The sequence below is a fragment of the Desulfosporosinus lacus DSM 15449 genome (assembly GCF_900129935.1).
Taxonomy (GTDB): domain Bacteria; phylum Bacillota; class Desulfitobacteriia; order Desulfitobacteriales; family Desulfitobacteriaceae; genus Desulfosporosinus; species Desulfosporosinus lacus.
Genome location: NZ_FQXJ01000007.1, coordinates 163094 through 189695, shown reverse-complemented (window position 1 = coordinate 189695; position 26602 = coordinate 163094). Strand labels below are relative to the sequence as shown.

The window sequence follows — 26602 nt, the reverse complement described above, 5'->3', positions numbered from 1 at the left end:
GATTAGCCGTCATCTTTTGGGATTTGCACTACATTAGTTTGCGTACCACAAAATTGTCTTCAATCAGAAGCCAATTCTGTGGAAAGTCGTTTCCTAAAACCCAATAGTAGAAGCCTCTAATCCCAAGCTCTTTGACCAAATCAAACTTGGCTTGCATACTCCTTGCATCCTCAAACCAAACTTCATGTTGTTTTCCCTCTTCATCTGTGTATCTAAACCACGGAGCTTGAGAGACTTTGTCATAGTTAATACTTACACCGTAACGAAGGGCGAGTTCCAAAGCTCTTTGCGGGCTAATAGACTTAGCAAACTTACCCCCAGCTACATAAGGCAGGGTCCAGTCATATCCATATAAAGGCATCCCCATCATGATCTTCTCTTTCGGTACAACAGATACAGCATACTGCATTACGTTTCTCATCTGAGGCAATGGCGATACTGCCATTGGTTTTCCACCGGACCATCCCCATTCATATGTCATGAAAAAGATGAAATCTACGACTTGACCGATCGCCTTATAATCATGACCCTCGTAAAGAACTCCGCGTTGCTCTGCCCTATACTTTGGTGCCAGTGCAGCAGAAATGTAATACCCACGAGACTTTAATAATTGCCGGGCCTTCTGTAAAAATCGAACATACCGCACTCGATTTTCAGCTCCCAAATATTCAAAGTCAAAGTCAAGACCCCTGTATCCTTTCTCATTCATAATCTGAAGCACTTGATTCAGCACTCGATCTTGCAAAGCTTCGCTCGTCAAAATTGCGGTGGCAATTTCCGTGCTGAATTGTCCCTCCTCAAAATTAGTTAAAACCAAAAGGGGTAAGACTCTGTCCTTAAAAGCGGCATTAAGCGATGGCTGATCCTCAACGGGGGTTAGATTCCCATCCCGATTAACCGCATACGTAAAAATCGCCAAATAAGTCAGGTGCTCGCCTACTTTGTCAACAGCCTCGGCCGAACGGCCTCTGGTCATTCTCGGATCGATGTATGCGTTTGTTTCTATGGGTTGCTTTGGTTTCTGAGACAAATAAAGCCGTAACCCAACCGGAATATTATTAGGATCTGGAATCTTGTTGATTCTGACTAACTCTGCTACTGAGACATTATAACGGCGGCTGATTAACCATAGGCTTTCTCCCGGTTGAATAAAATGATATCGCCCTGTTATCGGTATTACAAACGTTTGCCCAACGACCAATCGATTAGGATTTGGAATCTGATTGGCATCCGCAATCTCCTGAGCGGATATCCCATAATCTCGGGCAACCTTGCTGAGAGTATCCCCAGACTTTACCACATGAATTTGCATAAAAATCCTCCTCTAAGCTAGTAAAACCCCCTTCTGCTAATTTATGTTCAGAGAATGATAGTCGCGCCTATAGAAAAGAAAAATGACGGCAAATGTTTGCCGCCAACTTATATATTAAGAATATCTTAATGTTATCAATATAGATAAAAGCTTTCATCTCTAAATTAGATATTTGAGATTTCCCTCCATCGATCTATCGAGCTTTTTACTTATAGGTCAGTCCTCCCCTGATTTGACATCTACTTTCACATCGTAGAGTGTACTCCCTTCTGCTCGGTCCGTTAAGCGTTGGGATGTAAGAGCGTTTACTGAACTGTCTCCTGGCATATTTTCCTTTGAGAACAGGCCTTCCGTTACCACGACCCCTTGAGGAACGGCAGTCGTTAACTTAAGATTAAACTCTACCTCTCCTCGCTCATTAAAGGCGATCACCCTCTGCCCGTCTTGCAATTTCTTGTATTCCGCATCTTTGGGGTGCATTTGGAGACAGGGCGCTTCCTTCTTCTGCAGTAAATCAGGTCGCTCGTTAAACGAAGAATTTAACGAATATAAACTGGGGGAACTCATTAAATAAAAGGGGGCATCATCCTCGTAAGGATCAAAATAGTGTGGTAATGGCTCAGCATCATTGGGATTGTATAATTCAATTTTACCAGAAGGAGTAAGAAAGGCTGTTTTATAGTTCTCAGGTAAAGAAAGTTCTACTGGATGGCCTGCTTGGAGTTTCACCCGGTCTACTCCTTCCAGCCAAGGTGTTGGCGGATCAATTAGTCGATTAATCAGGTCATCGACCTTTTGAGCAAAGAAAGGCTCTTCAAAGCCCATAGCCTGAGCGAGCAACTGAAAAACCTCCCAGTTAGACTTAGCTTCCCCTACAGATGGAATAATCGCCGCCGCTCGCTGGATACCATAATGCCCATAGGCCCTGTAAATATCCGAGTGTTCTAAGGAACTCGTAGCCGGCAAGATAATATCAGCGTAACGAGCTGTATCAGTCATAAATCGTTCATGAACGACCGTAAACAAATTCTCTCGCATTAGTCCCTTGATAACCATCGTTTGATCAGGGGCTACAACAGCCGGATTGGAGTGGTACACGTACATGCTCATGATCGGCGGTTTTGATAATTCCGTCAGGGCATACCCCAGCTGATTCATATTCACGACACGGGTTGGCTCAGGCAAGAAATCTTCACGGGTAACTTGACTCGTGTCAAAAGCTGAGCCGGAAGAAACACTTGCCAGCAACCCGCCTCCCGACTTACTCCAAGCTCCGATTAGTGCAGGAAGACAAGTAATTGTTCTGACCGTCATCGCACCATTCCCATAACGGCAAAGCCCTGATCCCAAAGCAATAAAAGGTGCACGAGCTTTGCCGTATTGAAGCGCCATTTCTTCGATCAAACCCACTTCAATCCCAGTAATTTGGCTTACTCTATCTGGCGTATATTCGGGCAAAACTTCTGTTCGAAGCTGTTCATATCCTTGGACATACCTAGTAATGAAAGGTTGGTCTATCCAACCCTCACGAGCCAGGATATGCATTATACCGAGGGCCAAAGCACCATCTCTTCCAGGTCTTACCAGCACTACCTTATCAACAATCTGCACGGTGGGATTTTCGTAGGTGTCAATGAGCCAAACTGTCGCACCACGTTTTTTGGCTTCACGGACCTTATTCAGAAGGTGGATGTTTGTAGCCAGCGCATTCGTGCCCCACAAGAGAATAAAATCGCTTTTTTCAACTTCATCAGGATGAGGTGCGAGGGTCTTCCCCATAACAGATGCCCAACCATAACCTTTAGCTGATGAACATATAGTGCGGGCCAACCTGGAGGCTCCTAATCTATTAAAAAAAGCCTCCCCGCAATTGCGTTGAACAACACCCATGGTTCCCGCGTAGGAATAAGGTAAGATAGCTTCCGCCGTATAATCAGAAATGATTCCCCTCCAACGGTTGACAATATGTTGAATCCCTTCCTCCCATGAAATAGGTTTAAAATGGCCAGCTCCTTTTTCACCAATGCGCAGGAGCGGACGTGTCAACCTCTGCGGGGAATGAACTGTTCGTTCATAATGAACCATTTTGGGACATAAAGCACCTTTAGTAAACGGGTGTTCCTGATCACCCGTCACCTTTACGGCTTGTCCATCAACGACTGTAACTAAAAGCCCACACGCGTCAGGACAATCGTAAGGGCAAACTGAGCGTTTTACTTCAGAATTCATACTACACTTCCTCTTTAAACACAGTTTTTTGATAAGCATAAAAATCTTTATCGTCCTTTTACACCGATTTGAACATTGGAGATGCCTGTACGGCATAAAACCATTATATAAAATTATTAGCTCCTTTTCTGCTGGTAACTCCTCATATTTGTCCAGAATCCCTACTTTATAGAAATTTTATTTTCCCTAGTTTCTATTTTGCAGAAACATAGCCAGTTTCTTCGACCAGACCTTGTCCCTCCTCAGATAGTATCCAGTTGAGAAATTTACTGACATTTTCCTTCTTATTTGATTTTAAAGTGACCGCATAGACGGGGACTGTAAAGGGATAGGTTTTATTGCGCACTGTTTCTGGGGTTGGTTTAACTCCATCAATAGCCAGATACTTAATCTGATTGTTTCTAATCATCTCGGTTGAGTAATACATAAATGAATACCCTATGGCGTTCTTGGCATTTTTGTAACTTGCAACCTGACTTATGATTTCGCCCATACCCCCTGCTCTGGTTTCTCTGGTCTGCTCTAACATAATCATGTCTTTCATTACTTTATTTTGCATAACTGTTTGACTACCGGAATTTTCAGGACGTTGATAGGGCAGTATCTTATTCCATGGTCCCCCGACTTCTTTCCAGCGGGTGATTTTGCCGGAGTAGATATCCTGGATCTGTTTTACAGTCAAACTCTCAACCGAATTTTTAGAGTTTGTGAAAAATACAAACGCTTCACTCCCAATTGGAGTTAGGACAAACTCATCCCCTTTGGCTTTAATCTCTTCAAGGTGAGCTTTCGACGGCTCCGCAACAAAGATCATATCCGTCTGGCCCGCTATTAAACGTTCATAGGCCGTCCCTGTTTTGGAACACTTTACCAAATCGAGCGGAAACCGCTCACTTGCCACAAAGGCGGTAGATATATCCTTCTCGTTGTTGTTCTTGTTAACTGTATAGTAGTCACCAAGCCCCTTATAAACCGCTTCAACAAACGCCGCATAAACTGGATAGGCGGCTGTCGCACCGTCAAGACGGGGCATAGAATCCAGCTTAGTAAATTGCAAGCTGGCAGGTTTATCAAGCTTAGCCAGCCCGTTGTCAGGCTTGAACGGTGCCTTTTCCATCAGATCAAATTCTGTTAAATCCTTCCCTACCGTTGACTTCCCATAAAGCAGTTCTATCATACCATTATTAATAACCTCTCTAGTCACGATCCCCGAAAAGGCAAAGACAAAAAAACAAAGCAGGGCTAAAGCCACCTTGAAATTTCTCGCTAAGGCGCCATTTACCGCAGTCTTCGCTGTCCATTCAAACAATCCAATCCCCATTAGAAACCCAACATACCCCATCAGTTCTGCCACAGGTATAATAAAATGCAGACCAGATAAAGAAAGACCTAGTCCAAAGATCAAAAGCATTGGGTTTTTAAGAGCATACACTCCCCACCAACCTGAATTGAAATTCCCCTTTGAAAACGTTAGTGCAACAATAGCAAAGACCAAAGCATAGATAATTGGGACAAGGGCGGGGAAATACCTTTCCTTTGCGCTGTCGGGCTTATGTTTGGACAATCTTGCAAAAAAATAACCAACAAAAATCCCCACCATAACTGAACCTGTTAGGGCTATTAATAAAAGAATTAACTTCCTTGCATCCCTGCCAAGCTCGTATAAGCTTAGCCCATCTGTGATCGACGAAACCATGAGAAGTCCTATGGTGAGCAAAAACGGTATAAGAATCATCTGGGTTGCCAAAGAAGTTCCCAGATACTTTTTATTTGATAACAAGTTTGAACACTCCTATCTAATATTCTCAACTGTATTTACAAACATGCCCCGATAGCCACTTTTCCTTTCCTTAATCCTCACAATTCGGCAAAAACTTGTTTAGTCCTTCTAAATATGCAAAGCAAAGATTATTTCTTTTAGTCACCCTCTCCCCCCCATTTCACAGAATCTAGACTTAAAGTCCAATAAACTTTCACAATTTGCACCCTTTCCTTTAACATATTTCGGATATCCTTAGGGAAGTAGCACTTAGTCAGACAAAGAGAACTTCAAAATAATACTCCATCAAAATTGTTTGATTGCCATAATCTCTGAAATCCCAACTAAATCTGGCTAGTGAACTCGTTCAGCTAAAGCTGAACATCGAGACTTCGGTGGGGGAGTCTAACACCCCCTTAAAGAAGTGGGTGTCTCGGAATTGATAAAGGAGGACATAAGTATGGAAGAAGAATTTCGCTCAACGCTCAATGATATTTACGGCCCTACAGATAACACTGACGCGGTAAAGGAAATCGAAATATTGTCCGCCGTACAACAACCTATCCCCCACCATAAACCGAAGAGAAAGGTTGTTACCTACGCCAGTCTCTGTTTAATCAGTGCCGTCATTGGCGGCCTGACTACTGTTGCCGCAGTCCCTTATATTTACCCGGCAAACACTTCCTCACCACTGCAGACAACTAATTCCTCGTTTACACAAGTTGCTAATTATACAGCCGATGAAACTATTTACCCTGTAGCGCAAATTGCTAAAAATGTGGGTCCCGCAGTTGTGGGGGTTTCAAACCTCCAATCGAGTCGAGGTTTTTCAGGAAACTCCAATCTCCAGGAGGCTGGAAGCGGCTCAGGGTTTATCATTGATGCTGAAAAGGGCTATATTGTGACCAATAATCATGTGATTGAGGGTGCCCAAAAAATCACTGTCAGTCTAAGTGATGGACGTTCTCTTGATGCGAAACTCATTGGCGCTGATCCGCGCACAGATCTTGCGGTATTGCAGATTTCGGATACAACAAACCTTACCGCGGTAGCGCTAGGAGATTCTTCAAAAGTTGAAGTCGGTGAATCTGTGGTTGCAATTGGAAATCCTGGCGGCGATGAATTTGCACGTTCCGTAACTACGGGAGTCATCTCAGCCACCAATCGCACCCTAAACCTCCAAGGCGTTGCGAGTTACAATCTAATTCAAACAGACGCAGCCATAAACCCTGGTAATAGCGGCGGACCGCTTGTGAATTATCAAGGACAGGTTATCGGCATTAACTCGGTGAAATATGCCGAAACAGGCTTTGAAGGAATGGGCTTTGCAATTCCAATTTCAGACGCCTTGCCAACAATTCAACAGCTGATCGCTTCAGGAGTAGCCACGCATCCAGCCCTTTTAGTCAGCACCGATGATCAATACAATACTTACGCTAAAACTAACAATAAACCCCAAGGGGCCTACATTTCAGGAGTAACGCAAAATGGTCCAGCTGCAAAGGCCGGAATTCAACAGGGCGATGTCATTACCAAGATTAACGATGGCCAAATTCAAAATTCTTCGGACCTAATTCGTGAGCTCTATAAAAACAAGGTAGGCGACAAAGTAACCATAACCTATATCCGGGATGGACAAACTAAGCAAGCAGAAGCAATTCTAGGAGAATTATCTTCGACTTAAAAAATCAATCGTTATCGGAATAAGAACGACAAGGCTGAAACAAATTCGTTTCAGCCTTGTCGTTCTGCATAAGGAACTCTTACTCAATTATTTTCGTCTTAATCTGTGTTCCATTAGCATATTTTTCCAAAAGTCCTCTAGCAAGTTGAAGATATTCTTCAATATTAATTTTGACACTAAAAGAATAAATACACATCAGTATTTGGCTGACATTATTTGTGATCATTGCTCTCTCCGAATCACTTGTAGGACTTCCAAAACTACTAATAGAATCTGTTAACACGGGAAGACTATTTATATTTACAAGGTCTTTACCTATGCCTTTATACTGTTCTCCTTCTTTACCTATCCTTAAGGAGATAGGAGAATGCAAGTTTTTGACATTATACGACCCGACCGGTAACATTGACTTCAATGATATTAGATTATTAATGTCAACAATATTGTTTATTCTATAAACTCCTTTTCCTTGTAAGACCCTTCTAATTAATGCTTCTGAAGACAGCCTGTATCTACTGGGCGCTTTACCTAATCTTTTATAAGCTTCTCTTCCATCATTAATCCCGGGTAAGGCTTCCAATTCTTCTATATGTATTTGCCGTTTTAGAACATCGCAATAATTATTTATTTCCTCCCATAGACTGTCAGCACTGCTGTCAACCTTTACATTTGCTTGAATACATCCAAGTTTAATATTAGGACAAATTGTTTTTAATTCGCTACATATCACAATGTCTATCAATCTCATCTAACTCCTTATTCCTATTCAATGGTATATATTGGGATGAAACACCCATAACAATCACTACGCCACCAATTATTGCACTCATTAGTATCTTCTCATCTAAAAATATTAAAATGTAAATTAGGGATATAAACGGAGTCAAGTAAAGCAAATTAGAGATGATATGAGTCTCTCCCTCTTCTAAAGCTTTAAACCAAAATATATAAGAAATACCATTAACAAAGACTCCATTATAAATAATCCATAGCCAAACATTAACGCTTGGCAAAATAATTTCTGAAAACATCAAAGCCGTTGGAATAATGAATATTAATGCCGATAAGAAATAGATAAAAACACTTATTGTTTTGTCAAAGTTATACTTTTTACCTAGCACAGAGAACAATGCAAAAACAAAAGCTCCACTAAGTGCCAATAGATCTCCTTGGAAATTGGTTAAATTAAATGTTGCTATATTTCCTTTAGTAGTTATTACAATTATCCCAAAAAAGCTGATCGAAATTCCTACAACCTTTTGTATCGTGAGCTTATCTTTAAGTATTATAAAGGACAAGACGAGCACTATAATAGGCCAAGTGTAGGCCAAGATAAAACCTTCAGAAGCTGTTGTTTTACTTAGTGCTCCGTACAAAAAAACATAATACAAATAATTTCCCAGGAAGCCAAGCAGAAGCATTATACTATATTGACTCTTGGTATATCTTTTCAAGAAATTAACTTTCTTCTGGAATACTATTAATATCCCAAGCACTAGCGTTGAGAAGAATGTCGAATAAAACAAAATCTGTAAACTATCCAGCTCCAATAGCATTTTTTTTGTTGCTACGGGTATAGAGGCCCATAATAAAATGCAAAGTGCTAAATTAGTATAGGCTATTTTTTTGTTTTTTAATAACCGTAATTCCAACTGTAATTCACTCCTAATAATGCCTGGGTAAAATTAATTGTGCATACACATATGCGTGTGATTAAGTCTGGAATCATATACCCTGCGTTCACATTTAATATTTAATACTCTCCAAAGCATTCATCTTTTCTTCTAAGATTAATATAACTTGTTCAGTATATTATAGCATGAATATTGGTAAGCTCCAGTATATCACTGTTTTGAGAGCTTTCATTGTCTTCCTATCTATCATGCATCATGCATAATTCCAATGATATTTACACAATTTAAAATGACCTAACTGAATATTCGCCTAAACGATAATTACTTGAAAGAAGGGATTGGAAAAAATGTCAACTGATTACGAATTTATTTCTTTAGATCTTTATCAAGAATGTATCGAGCCATTAGATACTGACTCTCAGACAAAAATGATTGCAGGAAAAGAACATAAGGCATATCAACACGCCTCCCAATGGACAACTATTCATCCAGATCTTCCATGAATATTTCTTCGTTTAGAAAATGATAAGCGCATGTGCCTAATTAAAGAGCATTAACATAACTTGAATTAGTTTGTTAATGCTCTTTCTATGCTTCCTTCAGTTTTATACTGTATCTTTCACTGCTTTGGGGCACTTTCGGTGATAATGTTATACTCTTAACTGTCTTATAACAACCCCTAAAACAGCGTAAGCTGACGTTCGCCATACCCTCGCTTGTAACCTTTTATAATTTCATCCATTTTAAAAAGAATTCCCAGCTTTTCACACTCACTCTTACACAACTTCCAAAGCTGATCGGCTTTTGGTGAACTGCACTCATAAGAATTACCGAATTTACGAATGTAGCTCTCTTTAAGATTCGGAAAAATTTCATCTAATTTTTTGTAATACCAATCCCTTTGATTTTGCCTGAGTGTTACGCCGAAGGCAGGGTATATAAATTTTGCACTGTTTTCATGGGCAATACGAATAATCCCACTAATGTTCTCCTCATTATCCTCAATAAACGGCAAAACTGGCATCAGCAGTACCCCCGCAAAAATACCGTTCTCAGACAACTGTTTAAGGGCAGAAAAACGCTTCGAGGATACTGCCGCATTAGGCTCGATCTTTTTGCAAAGCTCATCATCACAAGTGGTAATTGTCAGCTTAATGAGAACAGGAGAATGCTGGCGTATTTTTTTTAACAGATCTATATCCCGTGTAATCAAATCACTTTTTGTAGCAATTGAAACGCCAAAGCGATAAGTGTTAATAAGCTCTAAGGCACCTCTCGTCAGTTTATATTCCTTTTCAAAAGGGTTGTATGGATCGCTCATTGCGCCTGTACCTATGACTCCCGTTCTGCGCTTTGACTTAAGCTCACGATGAATTAAGGTAAGAGCATTTTCCTTAGCTCTCACCTTATCAAAGTTCTCAACATGGTAACACTCACTTCGGCTGTCGCAATAGATACACCCGTGATTACACCCTTTGTAAATATTCATGTTGTAGTTGTTTCCAAACCAATTATTATCCCCACTATAACCTGATAAAATAGCTTTCGCCGGTATGAAATCCATATTGAAGCCCTTTCTCTAATCATTCACAGCAATATAAATATGTATTTCTTGATTTTCCATATCATTAGAATTATTTTGATATTCTTCAAAGTCTGAGCTGTATTTACGGTCCAGCGATAATCCCCACAGATTTGACCAAAATTCGGCTACCGCATGTTGCATGTGCCCCTTGACAATGAACTTGGCATAGTTCCCACGCGGGATCATTTTTACAACCATCTTTGCTATGTCAGTGGCTTCGCTAACCTCGCAGCACGCTAAAAACTTATAAGGCTTTGTAAAGTCTCCTTCATAGTCAGTATAGAGCCCAATCCCTTTGGCATTAATCTTATTAGATATAGAATCATAGACCCCTGCCTGCAAGAATTCTCCCCAAAGCATTCCAATATCTGTCATTGCCCGGTTTTCTTCATTGGTGGTGGTAACCATAAGCCCGACTACTGTCTTTTCTTCCACAAGAACAACTTCATAATCCATAGTCTCGCCCTCCTTTGATTAACGCCACACGGTACTTAATGATCAGTTCCTCCGTGTAGATCGTTGATATACAAAGGATACCATGGGTAATATGACGACATAGTGTCATATTACCCCTATGGACTATTTATATTGTTTTAAAGTCTCTTCTAACCTCTCAATAATAATATCCTGAATATGCTTGGGTTCTATAACCTCAACAAAGCTGCCGAAGGATAGAATATATCCATAAACCCATTCATCTTCAGGATATGAAACACTTACATTAAAACTTCCATCGGAATTTTTAACAATCTCATTTTCGTCAAATTCATCATATACACGATAGGCGACAGATGGTTTAAAACGCAATTTTAAGTCAACCCTCTGGAAATTGATTCCTTGGGCGGGCTCGTTCACAAGTTCTTTCACTGATTCTTTTTCAAATGATTCTTCAGTCATTCGTAGATTTTTCATTCGATTAAGTTTGAAGATTCTAAAGGCTTGTTTTAATAAACAGCGACCCTTCAAATACCATGCTTTATCCTTAAACCACAGTTGCAATGGCTCTACAGTTCTGAATGTTTTTTCTCCGTAGGAGCTAAAATAATTGAAGGTAATAACTCTTCTGTTAACAATTGAGGTTTTTAACAGATTGAACGTTCCTCTGTCCTTACTACCCCAATTGGAAAAATCTACGTCAATCCAATTATAATCTTCTTTATCAAAGAGTGCCCCTAACTTAGCGATAATAGTGTCTACGTCAGGATAATTTATAGCATTTAAGGTTTGCAAAGCAGTTAGTATTTCAGTCTGTTCAGTATCTGACAAGACTGATCTATTGAGTACAAAATTGTCAAGGAGGCTGATTCCTCCGCCTTTGCCTCTGCTCATATACACCGGTATCCCAGCGTTGCTTAAGGCTTCAATATCTCTGTAAATTGTGCGCACAGACACCTCGAACCGCTCAGATAATTCTTTAGCGGTTATTGTTTTGCTATTAAGAAGGCTATATACGATTTCAAACAATCTATTAATTTGCATCTTATCACCTGTTATCATTATACCTCAAGGAAATGACAACAACATGTCATATTAAGATTATTAAACCTCCGGTCCTTCTTTTACCCTTATTAAAAACCCATCTGCCAGATCTTGAGCGATTTGTTGACATTTCTCGTTGTAGCGATTGGAAAATGGATCATTAAATCCGTGTTTTCCATTTAACACGTGTACATCTACAAATTTCTTTTGTCCAAGGGAACTTGTCAATTCCCGAACATTAAATGACTTTTCTTCTTCAGCGAAGATTAATAATACCGGGCAATTGGGAGTTATGCTTTCATAGTCCCTTATTCTGGAACCATAGTAACAAATTATTCCGTCTACCGAATTTTCAAGGTCACTGCATATCCATGCTGAGGTTGCTCCTACGCTAAACCCTAGTAGAAATACATATTTATAGTCTGATTTAGCTTTCAACAGTATTGACTTAACTTCATCCACCATTGTATAGAAACCAATATGTTCAATGAAGTACTGGTAAGCTTCTTCTTCTCTACTGTAATCGAAATAATCGCCCGACTTCACAAAATTCGGACATAAAACACGGTATCCAGCCGCTGAATATTGTTCACAAATCAATTTGAGATGCTGATTGATTCCATATATCTCGTGTAAAACGATTATTACTGATTCCTCATTATTATTAATACTATTAACCATCTCATAGACTCCAACCTTTTCATATTTATAAAGGTCATTTCACATAATTCATACCTTTTTAATGACTTCAATTTCCAACCTTGTTAGTGAAGCTACCAATCAAAAACAAGGGATTTTACGACCGCAAAATACTCTCTTAAATAAACGTTCGGCACGATATACCAGGGTGTTGGGGACGGAATACCCACCGGGATTAACCCATTGCGCTGAGCAAGAATTTTTGAGCGGAAGAGATGAAAGTCATTTGTGATCACCGCAACCGTCTCTGAGTTTTGAAAGCCCGCTTGACGGGCTAATATTTCTTTACTTAAGCGGAAGTTTTCCATTGTGCTTGTAGATTGATCTTCTTTAAGGATACGTTCGTCTTTAATCCCATGATCCACCAAGAAACGGCGCATTCCTTCCGCTTCAGAAATTCCTTCGCCAGGACCTTGCCCCCCCGAAAGGACTACTTTTACCTTGGGATGCGCCTCCAAATAGTTTAGACCCTTTTGCATCCGCTCCCAAAGTGTCCAGGAAAGTTGTTCTCCATTCAGACCTGCCCCTAAAATAATCAAATAGTCCACCTCGACAACTGGATCTGGGCGAGAATTAGCAATGATCTCCCCCTCGATTACCAGAAATGAGATCAATCCAATCAAGAATAAGGAAATAATACCCTGACGAAGCTTAATGAACCATGGTCTATCTTTTCTTAAAAGGATGGATTTCCAGAAAAGTTCCTTGACCACAACCGATAAAATCAACATCCCTCCCAAGACCCCTGGTAAAATCGTTCCTAAATTAATTCCCCCATTAGATAAAAAGAGCAACAAAGTATCTAGAATACCGATAGTTCCTAAAAAGAAAAGAAGCCCTCTCACTTTTCGATTGATTTTCATCACTCCTTTCTATGCCTTATGCTAGTTATTATTCATCGGAATCGGTCCCAACTCAAAGGTATCTCTCAGGCTTTTCGCCCCCTGAATATCCCTGTCTTTAATTCGTTAATATACTCTTGCTTCTCTGGCATATTCGTTAATTCAGCATGAGAAACTGCTAATTCAATATCATAGGGCACCCTAACAAGTGATATTGTAAATGGGCCTTTATTTTTATCATCTAAATTCCCTTCAATGATTCCATATGAAGCTTCGGTTATATCAAGTGGATTGCCAACACTTCCAACATTAAAAATTGTCTTTCCATCGAAATTATCTACGTGAGCGCCATGTATATCTCCATATCCAACCACATCTGCTTCAAGATTAAGTGTTGATGTCGCTTCAAATAATTTCATTCTCTTGCATTGTTCAGTTGAAAGGTAGACTCTATGAAAAAGATCATTCGGCGATGCATGACACAGTCTTAATAGCTTTCCACTAATATAAAATTCTTTATAGATTGGCAATTCCTTCATATAGTTCAGTCTTTCGACTCCCAGAATACTCTGATGCCACGTTAAAATTTCATGCCCCGTTTGTTCTGTCAAATAGTAGTCCCAGTTACCCTTAATCACTACTTCGCAATGTTGTCTAATTATATCTACAGTCTCAGCTGAACTTGGACCTTTTCCGGCTAGATCTCCAAGACAAAATATTCTCTCAATCCTTCTATTTTTAATATCTTCTAATACAGCTTCTAAGGCGGGCAGATTCCCATGAATATCAGATATTACGGCAATTCTCTCCATTTTGATCTCCTTGCTATTTAATAATTTGTGTTTGCCAGTTATGTAATTAAAACAACCTAAGCTGACATTCCGCAATTATCCTTCAGAATGCCTTCTTTTCGAAAAGACTGCTGTAAGTGTACTTAACAAATATCTTCCACTTCTTAGCGCAAATCCCTCCTAACGTTGAAAATCTTATCATTGTCTTATTTTCAACGTACTCAAAACAAGGCTGGAAGCAATAACGCTTCCAGCCTTGATATTGAGCATTTATCAAACACCCGTAGTCACTGCAATACCTTTTCCACAAATACCCTTACCACTTCAGGATCAACTGAATGCCAGAGTTTTTCAGCAATTCTTCAATGGCAACCTCTTCAGGCAACGCACTGCGATAACTTCGTTCGCTGGTCATGGCATCGAACGCGTCAACTATAGCTATGATCCTTGATTGGAAAGGTATCTCTTCTCCCTTTAAACCTCTAGGATACCCATGTCCATTCCATCTTTCATGATGGTATAAAATGTATTCCGCTATTTCTGCCATATCATTAACGGTACTGAGTATTCTGTAGCCGATTTCAGGATGACGCTTTATATCTTGCCATTCATCCTCTGTTAGCGCACCTGTCTTATTAAGTGTTGTTTCTTCTATTGCTACTTTCCCGATATCATGAAGTAAACCAACGGTCTTTAGTTCTTCGACTTCTCCTTCAGGTAATCCTAAAGCTTTCCCCATACATTCACATAAAGCAGATACTCTATGCGAATGTTGTTCTTCTCGCTTATTTTTCTCGTGAAGGGTTCTAATGATAGCATTGATCGTTTTCCCCCTCATACTTGGGCTTTCATATAATTTTCTCTTATACATATAATCTTCAGCCTTTTTAAGGATTTCCCGGATATCTTCTTCTCTGTCAATTTTTGTTTCCCAGCCAAAAGAAATAGAGATCTCAATGGAACCTATTGTTTCTTTTAAGGCGTTTTCTTTAATACGCTTAACAATTTGTTCTGTTTCATTAGTGTCTGTCTTGGGGAGCAGTATGACAAATTCATCCCCGCCAAGTCTAGCGATAATATCGTCCCCTCGGCACCCTCTGACGATTACCTGACCTACCTTCTTAAGAAGCTCATCCCCCATGGCATGACCAAAGGAATCATTAATAAGCTTTAAGCCATTAACATCTGCCATAACAATAGTTAAAGGTAAATTTCTCTGTACATTTAGGCGCTTTAATTCCTCTTCAAAAAACCGTCTATTATATAGGCCTGTTAATACATCCTTATAGCTTAAGTATTCCAGTTTTTGTTCTAATAGTTTGCGTTCACTAACATCTCTCCAGATTGCATGTGAAACTTGTTTACCATTAAGCAATATCGGAGTTAACATTATCTCAACTGGAAATTCAATGCCATTTTCCTTTCTAAGCCACCATTCAAATTTGTATTTACCATTATTTTGAGCATATTTATTAATATCCATTGCTTTTTCCATTGAAGAGATTCCATCGGGTTGCCTTTCAGGTGAAAGCTCCCACGTCGTTTTACCCACAATTTTACCCTTTGAATCATAGCCCAAAAACTCAATTGCTGCTGGATTACAATCAATAACTTTATAATTCTCTAATAATAATATTGCATCGGATGAACCCTCAAATAACCTGCGAAAAGTATATTCACTGGATTTTAAGGCATCCTCATTCAATTTTTGTTCGGTTATATCTTCTACCATACATATTTCACTTATACTGCCTTCATACTCCAGATTCAAGGTGGCAACAGTTATCTTAGCCCAAACTACAGAACCATCGGGCTTAATATATCGTTTACTCATATTGAAGCCCTTTATCTTCTTGTCATTAACTAAAACTGAATTCTTCAAATTTCCTTGAACATCATCGGGATGAGTGATGGACATCCAGTCAATACCGACGGTTTCTTCTATTTCCCTGCCAACGATCTCAGCAAACTTTGGATTTATCTGATATAGCTTTCCTGTTAATGTATCACTTAAAGCAATCCCTAAAGGCGCTTGCTCAAACATAGTTCTAAATTTTTCTTCACTTATAATTAACTTCTTTTCATTTTCAACGTTCTGATTATATTGCAATCTTAGTTCTTCTTGAGTCGCTGTTACTTGTTGTATATATGCTTGAAGTTCTTCATTTTTGTGACGAAAATTAGATATCAAACGAACTAATATATAGAATAATAAAGCGAGTAATGAAATTACAGTAAATAAACTATTATTATCCAAGTGCAACTCTCCTCAAAACACAGTAACTAGATAATTATATCATTATTTACTATTAGAAATTTAACTTTATAATAGTAAATAATGTGACTAACTATCTTTTTCTGAAAACAAATATTTTTCACTCACTTTTAACAGACCTTCTTAAAGAAGATGCGAAATTTCATAGATGATACGATAAATTTCGTAATAAATTCATAATACCTCTTGCATTTGGGATTACTACTCGTATAGAATCTACTAGACTATATAATTGGAGGTTAGACATGAGTAGATGGAACGTTTATGTCACCAATGAGATTCCTAAACCGGCCCTCGATATGCTCGAAGAGTATTGCGACATGGAGGTTAATCGAACGGGCCATGTTTTAGAAAAATCCGTTTTATTAGAAAAGGTTAAAGGAAGAGATGCTATCTTAAGTTTGCTTACTGACCCTATTGATGCAGAGGTGATGGATGCCGCAAAAGGGGCCAAAATTTTTGCAAACTATGCTGTAGGTTACAACAATATAGACATCCCCTCCGCTACTGAAAGATGCATTATGGTCTCTAACACACCGGGGGTTCTTACTGATACAACAGCAGAAATGGCTTGGGCTTTATTGTTTTCTATGGCGCGAAGAGTCGTAGAATCAGATAAGTACTCCAGAATGGGAAAATATAAAGGTTGGGGTCCAATGCTTTTTTTAGGGCAGGACGTAATGAACAAAACCGTTGGGGTAATTGGTGCTGGAAGAATTGGCATGTCTTTTGCTAAAAGGGCAAAAGCCTTTGATATGAAAGTACTCTATTCAGACGTTGCAGCTAATCCGGAATTCGAAAAAGAAACCGAGGGTCAATACGTCAGTCTGGAAACTCTTCTTAAAGAATCCGATTTTGTTTCCATTCATACTCCACTTGTCCCAGAGACCTTTCATTTAATGAGTACAAAAGAGTTTAAACTAATGAAAAATACTGCAATTTTAATAAATACCTCCCGCGGTCCAGTAGTGGATGAATCCGCACTGGTAAAGGCTCTGCAATCCGGGGAAATATGGGGAGCGGGTCTTGATGTGTACGAATTTGAGCCTGAGTTTGCTGAAGGACTATTGGAGCTGGACAACGCTATCGTTTGCCCTCATATTGCCAGTGCCACAATCGATACCCGCACCAAAATGGGGATCATCGCTGTGACCAATATTTTAGCGGCCATGAGAGGGGAACTTCCCCCGAATTGTTTAAACCCAGAAGTATTCAAAAAATAAAATTCAACTAAATTGAGATGGGAAGTGGTGTTTCAAATGAAAAAAGTATTTGCAGATAGAATGTCTTTGCTTGGTACAGAAACTGCTTTTGAAGTTTTGGCAAAAGCTAAAAAGTTAGAAGCTCAAGGTAAAGATGTCGTCCATCTAGAAATTGGCGAACCCGATTTTGACACCCCTAAAAATATTATTGATGCCGCCTGCCTTGCCCTAACCAGCGGATATACACACTATACTCCCGCTCCCGGCATCCCAGAAGTCAGAGAAACAATAGCTGGATACATTCGCAATCATAAAAAAGTTGATGCCTCTGCTGAGGATGTAGTTATCGTCCCAGGCGGAAAACCGATTATGTTTTTTTCCATCATGGCGACTGTGAATCCCGGCGATGAAGTAATTTATCCGAATCCCGGCTTTCCGATATATGAATCCGTAATTCGGTTTGTGGGTGGAACACCTGTCCCAATCCCTTTGCGAGAAGAAAATCAGTTTCGATTGGATGTTAATGAACTAGCCCGGTTAATTACACCAAAAACTAAAATGCTCATTATTAATTCCCCAGGAAATCCTACCGGTGGTGTTCTTACAAGTGATGACATTAAAGCGATTGCAGACCTGGTGAGGGGAAAAGATATACTTGTTCTTTCCGATGAGATATACGATCGAATCGTGTATAGTGACACTCCCCTTCTTTCTATTGCCTCGTTGCCAGGTATGAAGGATTGGACCATTATCTTAGACGGGTTTTCGAAAACCTATGCCATGACGGGTTGGAGATTGGGTTACGGGGTTATGCACCCTGAAATTGCGGCTCGAATTGCTCAACTTATGGTCAATTCTAATTCCTGTACTTCAGCATTTACTCAAATGGCTGGAAAGGAAGCACTCACGGGACCACAAAATGAAGTCGAAAATATGGTAGCGGAGTTTAAGAGGCGCCGTGACATTATGGTTAATGGCTTAAACTCAATTTCCGGAGTGAGCTGTCTATTGCCTGAGGGGTCATTTTACGTATTTCCTAATTTCAAATCCTTCGGTAAAGACACAAAAGAAATAGCTGATCACCTCTTGTACGATGCAGGAGTTGCTTGTCTGGGGGGCACCGCCTTTGGATCATACGGTGAAGGATATCTCCGTTTCTCCTATGCAAACTCGGTAGCGAATATCGAGAAGGCTCTAGAACGTATTGAAACTTCGTTACTTAAAATCAGATAGTCAAAATTACCTACTTCAAATTTTTAATTAAAAACCGCTGGGCTTTATAAGTACCCAGCGGTTTTTCCTACCAACGAGAGTTCAATGTAAAAGGGCAAGTATCTTTTCCTTGTTAAAACCTACAACAGTTTCATCCCCCACCAAGAAAGTCGGAACACTATTAATGTTCCTACTTTGCAACTCTTTTAAAGCTTCCTGATCAGTACTGATATTCTTCTCCTCAAAAGGAATATTGTTCTGCGAAAGAAACTTCTTCGCTACTGTGCAATATGGTCAGGTATTGTTGGAAAACATAGTTACATTTTTCATTGTTATATCCTCCTGTTAGTTTATTTTATTGTTAGTATCACATAAATTTCAGTTTTCATTCATTTTATCCTATACGCTTTACAAGCCCTCAACACTGACTTCAGGGTAAATATTAACTTAATGTTTTGGATTGAAAGACGAGGTCATAATATACACTAGATAAAGTTAAAATTCCAATTATCGATAACCATTCTAGGACTAAGGAGGCGCACTCATACATGCTAAAGATCGCATTATGCCAACTCCCTGTTAAAGCCGATAAACATGAAAATCTTAACCAAGCTGCAAGCATGGTGCAGGAGGCTGCATCTGCCGGGGCACAATTGGCAGTCTTGCCAGAAATGTTCAATTGCCCGTACGATATCCATTGCTTTAGGAACTATGCTGAAAATATACCCTCTGGAGAAACTGTGAACCACCTCTCTGCCCTGGCTCGCACCCACGGTCTTTTCCTCATTGGCGGATCTATTCCAGAATTGGTCGGTGAACTCCTTTACAATACGAGCATTGTATTTGATCCAAAGGGTGAGATTATTGCCAAGCATCGCAAGGCACACCTATTCGATGTATGTGTCAAGAATGGGATTGAGTTTACGGAGTCACAAGTACTGTCTGCGGGAAATACCACTACAATATTTCAAACACCGTGGGGTAAATTCGGTGTGGAAATATGCTATGATATCCGCTTTCCTGAATTAACTAGAAAAATGGCTAAAGAAGGGGCACTCCTTGTCATTGTTCCTGCTGCTTTTAACATGACCACCGGTCCGGCTCACTGGGAATTATTATTCCGAAGCCGTGCTCTAGATAACCAGATCTTTATGCTGGGTACTTCTCCCGCCCGCAATTTCCAGGCTTCCTATGTTGCCTACGGCCATTCCATAGCCGTCAATCCTTGGGGCCAAATACTTGCACAGTTGGACGAAAAGCCGGGAGTTCTGATAGTTGATCTTGATTTTACTCAGATTGAAGAAGTTAGGGAGGCACTGCCAGTTTGGAAGCAACGCAGAGAAAATCTCTACTAAAAATTGGATTTCTGATGCAAGAAAATGCCGATACTTTATCCATTAGAGTGTTTTAATACACATTAAATTAAGTATTGTCTGTTCTACACTCACCTGTTATAATTCATACATATTCTTTTACGTCTCTCTCAAATAAACTATCGCAAATGAAGCTCAAAGGAAGAACCTAAGTGAAAGGAAGTATGGTAGGACGGAAAAATCATTTTTATAAACTAGGAAAAGTTCAGAAAAAGAGAAGATCTGTACTCATTATTTACACAAAAAATAAAGATTGAGGGGAAAACAGAATGGTTAGAATGGTAGGTAAGAAAAAATCACTTATTCGCTTAGGGTCCATGCTGTTAATTACAGCATTAATGTCTTCAGGTTGTGGAAGTAATTCACCCGCTAAGACAGAAGATAAACCAGTTAAAGTTGGAATTATTGATACTTATACTGGCGGTGCAGCTGTATATGCCAGTGACTCTTTAGACGGTTTTAAATTAGCTGTCAAAGAATTTGCCGATAAAGGTGGTCCAAAGATCGAATTTGTTACTCGTGACGACGAATTCAAGCCGGATAAATCAACAAGCTGGGCTAAAGAACTCGTAATGCGCGAACAAGTCGACTTTCTGGCAGGAACTACGAATAGTGCAGGCTCACTAGCTGTTTCACAATATGCTAAAGAGAGCAAAGTACCCTTCATCGTATGGGGTGGAATGAGTGAAAAAATCACGGGTGAAGCTGGACATCGTTATGTATTTAGCACTTTGCCAAATACTGCGATCATAGGAAAAGCAGGTGCCGCCCAACTCTCCAAATCGTCCTATAAAAAGGTTTGGTTAGCCGGAAGTGATTATGAATATGGTCACTCTTTGATCAATAACCTATGGTCCAATTTGACAACACTTAAACCCGATGTTCAGAAAATGGATGAATCTTGGTGGCGCGTTGGAGAAACAGACTTCACTCCGTATATTAACGCTATCCGCAGCGCAAAACCTGATGTGCTAGTAGTTGGTACTGGGGGAGCAGATATGGTAGCCTTTATGAAAGCAGTCAAAGCAACCGGGCTAAATAAGGAAATCCCAGTCTGGGCACACACCAGCTACGATCCTTCCACTCTGAGACCCTTGGGAGACCAAGCTCCAGAGGGTGTCATGGGTACTAATCCTTATCTGTATAATTATCCGGACACACCAGAAAACAAGGCCTTTGCTGAAGCGTTTAAGAAGGAATATAATCGTGAACCCGCTGCATTTGCCTTATATGGTTACATGGGCGGCAAGTTCCTTGGTGAAGCGATTGCTAAAGCCGGAAGTACAGATAAAGAAAAGATCATTGACGCTATGGAAGGATTAACGATTGATACCCCTGTCGGCAAAGCAACCCTGCGAAAAGAGGATCATCAGGTGGCTATTCCCATGTCCTATGGTGTAGTTGCCAACGTTAATGGCGTCTTTACAGGCAGTGACCTTCACAGCTTAAATTCCGAGGAAATTATGCCCTCTGTTGACCAAATCCTTAAGGCTCGGTCAAAATAGTATGAGGTTTGTTAATTAAGAAATAACGGGATAAATAATGGGCGGTGCTGCTAGGTACCGCCCATTTATGCAATCATTAATGACGGGGGAGATTAACCCATGGATTTTGCTACACTCGCTAGTCAGTTTTTCATTGGACTAAGTCGCGGAATGATTTTCTTTATTGTTTCTGCAGGACTCACTCTCATCTTTGGGGTCCTAAGAATTACTAATTTTGCTCACGGTGCACTTTATATGGTAGGTGCATTTATTGCTTATTCAGTCTCAACTCTATTTGGACAAGGTCCTTATGGCTTTTGGTTAGCCCTGCTGGTTGCCCCTATCGCAGTCATGTTCATTAGTTTGGTGATCGAACGCGGGTTGCTCAGATTTATCTATAACAGGGATCATTTAATACAGATGCTATTGACTTATTCGCTTGTGCTTATCGCGGGGGATCTGGTCAAAATAATTTGGGGAACAGAATATAAATCTATGCATATTCCTGAAGCTTTAAGGGGTTCCTTTAATCTATGGGGGGCTTCTCTTCCCTGGTATAATGCTTTCTTGCTGGTTGTCGGACCTGTTGTTGCACTCGGTTTATGGTTCTTCTTATCCAAAACTAATCTAGGTAAGATTTGTCGTGCAACAGCTACGGACCGCGAAATGGTGGATGTCTTAGGTATTAACAGTACCAAGGTATTTGCTATGGTTTTTGCGCTAGGTGGGTGGCTTGCCGGCCTGGGAGGAGCTTTAATTGCTCCAACAACCACCATCTCCATGGGTATGGATGCCAGTATTATCATTTATGCCTTCTTAATAGTGGTAGTAGGTGGCCTGGGCAATATATGGGGCGCACTCATTAGTTCAATTATTATGGGAGTTGGGGAGGCCTTTGGGATATTATTTATCCCTGGAGTTGCTATTATAATTCCTTATATTATAGCGGGTGTTCTCCTTATCCTACGACCTTCTGGTTTACTAAAATCTGCCTGGTAGAGAAAGGAACACAGATATGTCCACGAATAATTTGAAGTTAATTGAAAATCCGAAGGGAAAGTTTAATACCTATCTAGGCCTGGGTATAGCAGCAGTCGGCATTATAGTCCTTTTGCTAGCCCCTGGGTTTCTAACCCAATATTATGTCTACTTGCTAGCCACTGTTTTTACAACGGCTTTACTCGCCACAAGTTTGAATTTGGTTCTGGGATACGGTGGACTGCTTCATCTCCACCATGGCGTTTTTTTCGGAGTGGGCGCCTATACAGTGGCGATCGTTACAACCAAAACTTCTTGGCCATTTGCTGTTGCCGTCTTGCTCGCCCCTCTGGTTGCTGCACTCATAGCTTTAGTGATTGGATGGTTTTGTGTACGTTTAAGAGGCCTGTATTTCGGTATGCTTACACTGGCACTAGGTCAATTGGTTTGGGCCATTGTCTATCGCTGGAATGCACTAACCAATGGAGATAACGGAATTCATGCAATACCTGTTCCGGAATTCCTTACCTCAATCAATTCTGTCTATTATGCAACTCTTTTAATTCTAGTCATTTCTTTAATAATTCTATATATAATCACCGAATCCCCTTTTGGTCTCATGTTACTTGCTACTCGTGATAACCCTGTTCGCTCTGAAAGTGTTGGTGTCAATGTCAAAAGGCATCGCTTGACAGCCTTTGTAATTGCCGGATTCTTTGCAGGAATTGCAGGTGTCTTATTTGTCTTAGTTGAACGTTCTGTTGCCCCTTCTCTTTTATTTTGGAGCGAATCGGCAGAGGTTCTGATTATGTGTTTAATGGGTGGACTCACTGTATTTATGGGTCCAATGTTGGGTGCAGGTATTTTAGTCCTTTTATCTATGGTTGTTGGTCTGTACACAGAGTACTGGCTTCTTGTCCTTGGACTGCTGTTACTCCTTCTGGTATTGTTCTTGCCTCAAGGTATTCTTGGTTATCTTATGGAGATTTATAACAAAAGCCAGGATAAGAGAGGAGGAAATTAATATGCTTCAGGTTGAACAGCTCAAGAAATCGTTCGATGGATTTCAAGCCATTTCAGATGCTAACCTTTTGGTTCCAAAGGGTGAAGTTGTAGCAGTTATTGGTCCTAATGGCGCAGGAAAATCCACGTTATTTAATTTAATAACTGGACACTTGCAGGCGGACTCCGGCCATATCCGATTTCAGGGTAAAGAAATCACGAGTATGGCTCCCTATAAAATCTGCCATAGAGGAATGGCCAGGTCTTTTCAATTGATCAATATCTTCTCAAGTCTTACGGTTTTTGAAAATGTGCAAGCTTCAGTCATTGCTAAACATCGCTTAGATCAAAACTTTTTCAGACCTGCAAAAAAACTTTTTATTGAAGAGACATTGGAAATTCTGGACAGTTTCGAATTGTTTGATTTTAAAGATCGTTCGTGCAGTGCTTTATCTTATGGGGACCAAAAGGTCCTAGAAATTGCCATTGCCTTGGGGAGCAAACCTGAACTCCTTCTATTAGATGAGCCTACAGCTGGAATGTCATCAGAAGAAACCCGCAGAATTGTCAATCTTATTAAGCACCTATCTCGTGAAAAAGGCCTTACAATACTGCTTACTGAACACGATATGGAATTAGTTTTTGATGTTGCCCAAAAAATAATGGTACTTCACCAAGGTAAAACAATTGCTCAAGGTCTGCCACAAGACATCAGAAATGATAAATCTGTGCAAAATGCCTATTTGGGGGAAACTGGATGATGTTAGACGTTAGAGACATTCATACCTACTACGGATTAAGCCATGTTCTGTTTGGTTTATCTTTAAAGGTCAATCAAGGAGAGGTCGTATCCTTACTTGGTCGTAACGGGGTCGGAAAGACAACGACTCTCAAGAGTATTATTGGAATTACCCCGCCAAAATCCGGACAAATCTATTTTAAAGGACAAGACATTGCGAAAACCCCTACTAAGCGGATGGTTAAATTAGGGATTAGCTTTGTCCCTGATGACCGCAGGATTTTTGCAGACTTGTCTGTGCGTGAAAATCTCGAGATTGCCGATGGCATCAAAACAGGGGTTTGGAATTTGGCCAAAGTCCACGAGTTATTTCCTGTACTCAAAAGAACAGAAAACCGACGGGGTGGGAACTTAAGTGGAGGAGAACAGCAAATGTTAAGTATTGCCAGGGCCTTGCTTGGAAATCCAGAGCTTCTGATTTTAGATGAACCTACCGAAGGTCTAGCGCCATTGATCGTTAGGGAATTGGAAGAACAAATTATTCAGCTTCGTTCAACCGGGATATCGATTCTTTTAGCCGAACAAAACCTCAAATCTGCTTTAAAATTAGCTGATAGGTGTTATGTTCTTGAACGAGGACAGGTACGCTTTGAAGGTACCGTAGATGAGTTAGCCGAAAATGAAGAAGTTCGTTCGAAGTATTTATTGGTATAAGGAACAATTGCATTATTATCTGTAAAATATCCACTTTTTAAGATAGACCGAGGCTGTTCATTGCGCCTCGGTCTACTTATATTTTTCTATAAGTAAAGAACATCTCTCTATGCCTCTACGGAGCAAATGGAACTGTTCTTTACAATTAAACTATCTAATGCAAAGGCCTTCCATCGCTTCACCTTGAAGTTTGGAAGGCCCCTTATTCTTTATACCACTATTTAGGCAGTTTAATTTCCTTAATTCCCGAAAATCTGAGCTGCCTCTTTTAACACATCATCCGGCAGATTAATTCCGATAGCCTTTGCTGTGTCTTTATTGGCATAAATCTGCATATCAGACATGGTCATGACTGGAATATCCCCAGGGTTCTTTCCATTTAAGATCTCTACAGCCATGTCGGCAGTCTCTTTCCCAAGCACAGTATAGTCTATACCGTAGGTTGCCAGCCCCCCATCCTTAACCATTGAATCGGCTGCCACATATACAGGCAGCTTGGCGTTATTGGCAATTTGGGCTACTAAGGGCATCGCAGAAGCAACTGTGTTATCATTGGGTGAGAAGAGAACATCGACTTTACCTACCAGAGATGTGACAGCCTGCTGTACATCAGCGGAACTGGTCACGGTCGATTCGATAATCGTTAGATTATTTTTACTAGCATACTCCTTTAGATTTTTAATTACAGATAGGGAATTGGTTTCACTTGAATTGTATAATGCGCCAATGGTTTCAAAATTCGGGGTGATCCGCTTGGCCAACTCCATTATTTTCTCAGCAGAAACAGCATTTGAGGTACCCGTTACATTACCGCCTGGTTTTTCAAGATTAGTCACGACTCCTGATCCCAAAGGATCAGCACAAGCCGCGAAAAGCACGGGAATATCCTTTGTTTGACTTACAGCAGCCTGTGCTGAGGGTGTAGCAATAGCGATGATAAGGTCATATTTATTGTTTACAAATTTAGTGACGATTGTCTTTAGCGTAGACTGATCACCTTGGGCATTCTGATAATCTATTGAAATAGTCTCACCATCTTTAAACCCTTTCTCCTGTAACTGATTGACAATAGATTCTTTGATAGTATTCAATGAGGGATGTTCTACAATTTGGACGATACCGATAGTCTTCTTTGCTGAAGTCTTATCAGGGGTTTCAGTTTTACTTGGTGAGCAGGCCGTTAAAGAAATCAATAAGGTCATGGTCATTATTACGGAAATCATCATTCTTGCCAATTGCTTTTTCATTAAAATACCTCTCTTCTATTTAATATTTCTGGCAACTGCATGTTCTGTTCTTACAAACAGAACGGTGAAGATAAAAATAAAACGTCTATCCTTAAAATAAGGACAGACGTTAATCTGCGGTACCACCTTAGTTAATGCATAAATAATAATGCATCCCCTCATACAGAGTGCCAACACACTCTTAGCCCGATAACGCTGGCTCTGCGTTGGTAACTACTAAAGCCTGAGCTTTTTCGTTCCACCCTCTGGGGCCCATTTACCCGCTCCATTACCTGCCGAGCTTCCACCTTACTCGACTCTCTGTGAGGTTGGTCATGCGGTTTTACTTCCCCTTCAACGGTTTATATGATAATAACACCCTT

23 protein-coding genes, 1 pseudogene and 1 other annotated feature are annotated in these 26602 nt (G+C 40.2%); of the genes and pseudogenes, 10 read left to right on the top strand and 14 right to left on the bottom strand.

The window, feature by feature from the left end; genetic code table 11:
- Positions 1-28: 28 nt before the first annotated feature.
- From BUB11_RS11535 to BUB11_RS11525, 3 genes are all read right to left on the bottom strand, one after another.
- Positions 29-1312, bottom strand: a complete 1284-nt coding sequence (locus tag BUB11_RS11535) for a glycoside hydrolase family 18 protein (RefSeq protein ID WP_073029899.1) — start codon at positions 1310-1312, stop codon at positions 29-31.
- A gap of 216 nt (positions 1313-1528) precedes the next feature.
- Positions 1529-3541: a molybdopterin-dependent oxidoreductase gene (locus BUB11_RS11530; RefSeq protein ID WP_073029898.1), complete on the bottom strand. Its 2013-nt coding sequence runs from the start codon at positions 3539-3541 to the stop codon at positions 1529-1531.
- Positions 3542-3734: 193 nt separating this feature from the next.
- The gene (locus tag BUB11_RS11525; protein ID WP_073029897.1) at positions 3735-5321 is read right to left on the bottom strand and encodes a substrate-binding domain-containing protein; all 1587 of its coding nucleotides are present in this window, start codon (positions 5319-5321) and stop codon (positions 3735-3737) included.
- 439 nt (positions 5322-5760) lie between these two features.
- Here BUB11_RS11525 and BUB11_RS11520 point away from each other — a divergent pair, with 439 nt between their 5' ends.
- Complete coding sequence (locus BUB11_RS11520) at positions 5761-6984, top strand: S1C family serine protease (RefSeq protein WP_084110260.1); 1224 nt, start codon at positions 5761-5763, stop codon at positions 6982-6984.
- 79 nt (positions 6985-7063) lie between these two features.
- Here the strand turns inward: BUB11_RS11520 and BUB11_RS11515 are convergent, their stop codons facing one another.
- Positions 7064-7732, bottom strand: a complete 669-nt coding sequence (locus tag BUB11_RS11515; protein ID WP_242947524.1) for a B3/B4 domain-containing protein — start codon at positions 7730-7732, stop codon at positions 7064-7066.
- On the bottom strand, positions 7704-8636 hold the full coding sequence (locus BUB11_RS26620; protein WP_084110259.1) for a DMT family transporter: 933 nt from the start codon (positions 8634-8636) through the stop codon (positions 7704-7706). Before BUB11_RS26620 ends, BUB11_RS11515 begins: the two co-directional genes overlap by 29 nt.
- 329 nt (positions 8637-8965) lie before the next feature.
- Here BUB11_RS26620 and BUB11_RS27800 point away from each other — a divergent pair, with 329 nt between their 5' ends.
- Positions 8966-9121 carry a hypothetical protein gene (locus tag BUB11_RS27800; protein ID WP_200797906.1) on the top strand — a complete coding sequence of 52 codons (156 nt, stop codon included), beginning with the start codon at positions 8966-8968 and terminating at the stop codon, positions 9119-9121.
- Between the two features lie 176 nt (positions 9122-9297).
- On the opposite strand, the gene BUB11_RS11505 is transcribed toward BUB11_RS27800, so the two are convergent.
- From BUB11_RS11505 to BUB11_RS11475, 7 genes and pseudogenes are all read right to left on the bottom strand, one after another.
- A complete protein-coding gene (locus BUB11_RS11505; protein ID WP_073029895.1) occupies positions 9298-10182 on the bottom strand; it encodes an SPL family radical SAM protein in 885 nt (294 codons plus the stop codon).
- Positions 10183-10197: 15 nt separating this feature from the next.
- Positions 10198-10659 carry a GyrI-like domain-containing protein gene (locus BUB11_RS11500; protein WP_073029894.1) on the bottom strand — a complete coding sequence of 154 codons (462 nt, stop codon included), beginning with the start codon at positions 10657-10659 and terminating at the stop codon, positions 10198-10200.
- Positions 10660-10782: 123 nt separating this feature from the next.
- On the bottom strand, positions 10783-11682 hold the full coding sequence (locus BUB11_RS11495) for a helix-turn-helix transcriptional regulator (protein WP_073030023.1): 900 nt from the start codon (positions 11680-11682) through the stop codon (positions 10783-10785).
- Positions 11683-11742: 60 nt separating this feature from the next.
- Complete coding sequence (locus BUB11_RS11490; protein ID WP_073029893.1) at positions 11743-12363, bottom strand: dienelactone hydrolase family protein; 621 nt, start codon at positions 12361-12363, stop codon at positions 11743-11745.
- A gap of 92 nt (positions 12364-12455) precedes the next feature.
- Positions 12456-13244 carry a YdcF family protein gene (locus BUB11_RS11485; RefSeq protein WP_084110258.1) on the bottom strand — a complete coding sequence of 263 codons (789 nt, stop codon included), beginning with the start codon at positions 13242-13244 and terminating at the stop codon, positions 12456-12458.
- 65 nt (positions 13245-13309) lie between these two features.
- Positions 13310-14035, bottom strand: coding sequence for a metallophosphoesterase family protein (locus BUB11_RS11480; protein ID WP_073029891.1), 726 nt, complete (start codon positions 14033-14035; stop codon positions 13310-13312).
- Between the two features lie 266 nt (positions 14036-14301).
- Positions 14302-16271 (bottom strand): annotated as a pseudogene (locus BUB11_RS11475) (HD domain-containing phosphohydrolase).
- 263 nt (positions 16272-16534) lie between these two features.
- On the opposite strand from BUB11_RS11475, the gene BUB11_RS11470 reads away from it, so the two are divergent.
- Positions 16535-17512 (top strand): 2-hydroxyacid dehydrogenase, encoded by a 978-nt coding sequence (locus BUB11_RS11470; protein WP_073029890.1) that lies wholly within the window; start codon positions 16535-16537, stop codon positions 17510-17512.
- A gap of 36 nt (positions 17513-17548) precedes the next feature.
- Complete coding sequence (locus tag BUB11_RS11465; protein WP_073029889.1) at positions 17549-18724, top strand: pyridoxal phosphate-dependent aminotransferase; 1176 nt, start codon at positions 17549-17551, stop codon at positions 18722-18724.
- A gap of 81 nt (positions 18725-18805) precedes the next feature.
- On the opposite strand, the gene BUB11_RS11460 is transcribed toward BUB11_RS11465, so the two are convergent.
- Positions 18806-19033 carry a glutaredoxin family protein gene (locus BUB11_RS11460; protein ID WP_084110257.1) on the bottom strand — a complete coding sequence of 76 codons (228 nt, stop codon included), beginning with the start codon at positions 19031-19033 and terminating at the stop codon, positions 18806-18808.
- A gap of 218 nt (positions 19034-19251) precedes the next feature.
- On the opposite strand from BUB11_RS11460, the gene BUB11_RS11455 reads away from it, so the two are divergent.
- The 6 genes from BUB11_RS11455 to BUB11_RS11430 all read left to right on the top strand — a co-directional run bounded on the left by BUB11_RS11455 (position 19252) and on the right by BUB11_RS11430 (position 24993).
- Complete coding sequence (locus tag BUB11_RS11455) at positions 19252-20058, top strand: carbon-nitrogen hydrolase family protein (RefSeq protein ID WP_073029888.1); 807 nt, start codon at positions 19252-19254, stop codon at positions 20056-20058.
- Between the two features lie 287 nt (positions 20059-20345).
- On the top strand, positions 20346-21581 hold the full coding sequence (locus BUB11_RS11450) for an ABC transporter substrate-binding protein (RefSeq protein ID WP_073029887.1): 1236 nt from the start codon (positions 20346-20348) through the stop codon (positions 21579-21581).
- A 99-nt stretch (positions 21582-21680) separates the two neighbouring features.
- Entirely contained in the window at positions 21681-22559 is an 879-nt protein-coding gene (locus tag BUB11_RS11445; protein WP_073029886.1) for a branched-chain amino acid ABC transporter permease, read from the top strand.
- Positions 22560-22575: 16 nt separating this feature from the next.
- Complete coding sequence (locus tag BUB11_RS11440) at positions 22576-23562, top strand: branched-chain amino acid ABC transporter permease (protein ID WP_084110256.1); 987 nt, start codon at positions 22576-22578, stop codon at positions 23560-23562.
- 1 nt (position 23563) lies between these two features.
- A complete protein-coding gene (locus BUB11_RS11435; protein ID WP_073029885.1) occupies positions 23564-24301 on the top strand; it encodes an ABC transporter ATP-binding protein in 738 nt (245 codons plus the stop codon).
- Entirely contained in the window at positions 24298-24993 is a 696-nt protein-coding gene (locus BUB11_RS11430; protein ID WP_242947523.1) for an ABC transporter ATP-binding protein, read from the top strand. The genes BUB11_RS11435 and BUB11_RS11430 overlap by 4 nt, the downstream gene beginning before the upstream one ends.
- Positions 24994-25232: 239 nt before the next feature.
- Here the strand turns inward: BUB11_RS11430 and BUB11_RS11425 are convergent, their stop codons facing one another.
- Entirely contained in the window at positions 25233-26240 is a 1008-nt protein-coding gene (locus tag BUB11_RS11425; protein ID WP_073029884.1) for an ABC transporter substrate-binding protein, read from the bottom strand.
- 95 nt (positions 26241-26335) lie between these two features.
- Positions 26336-26586, bottom strand: a binding site (T-box leader).
- Positions 26587-26602: the final 16 nt, after the last annotated feature.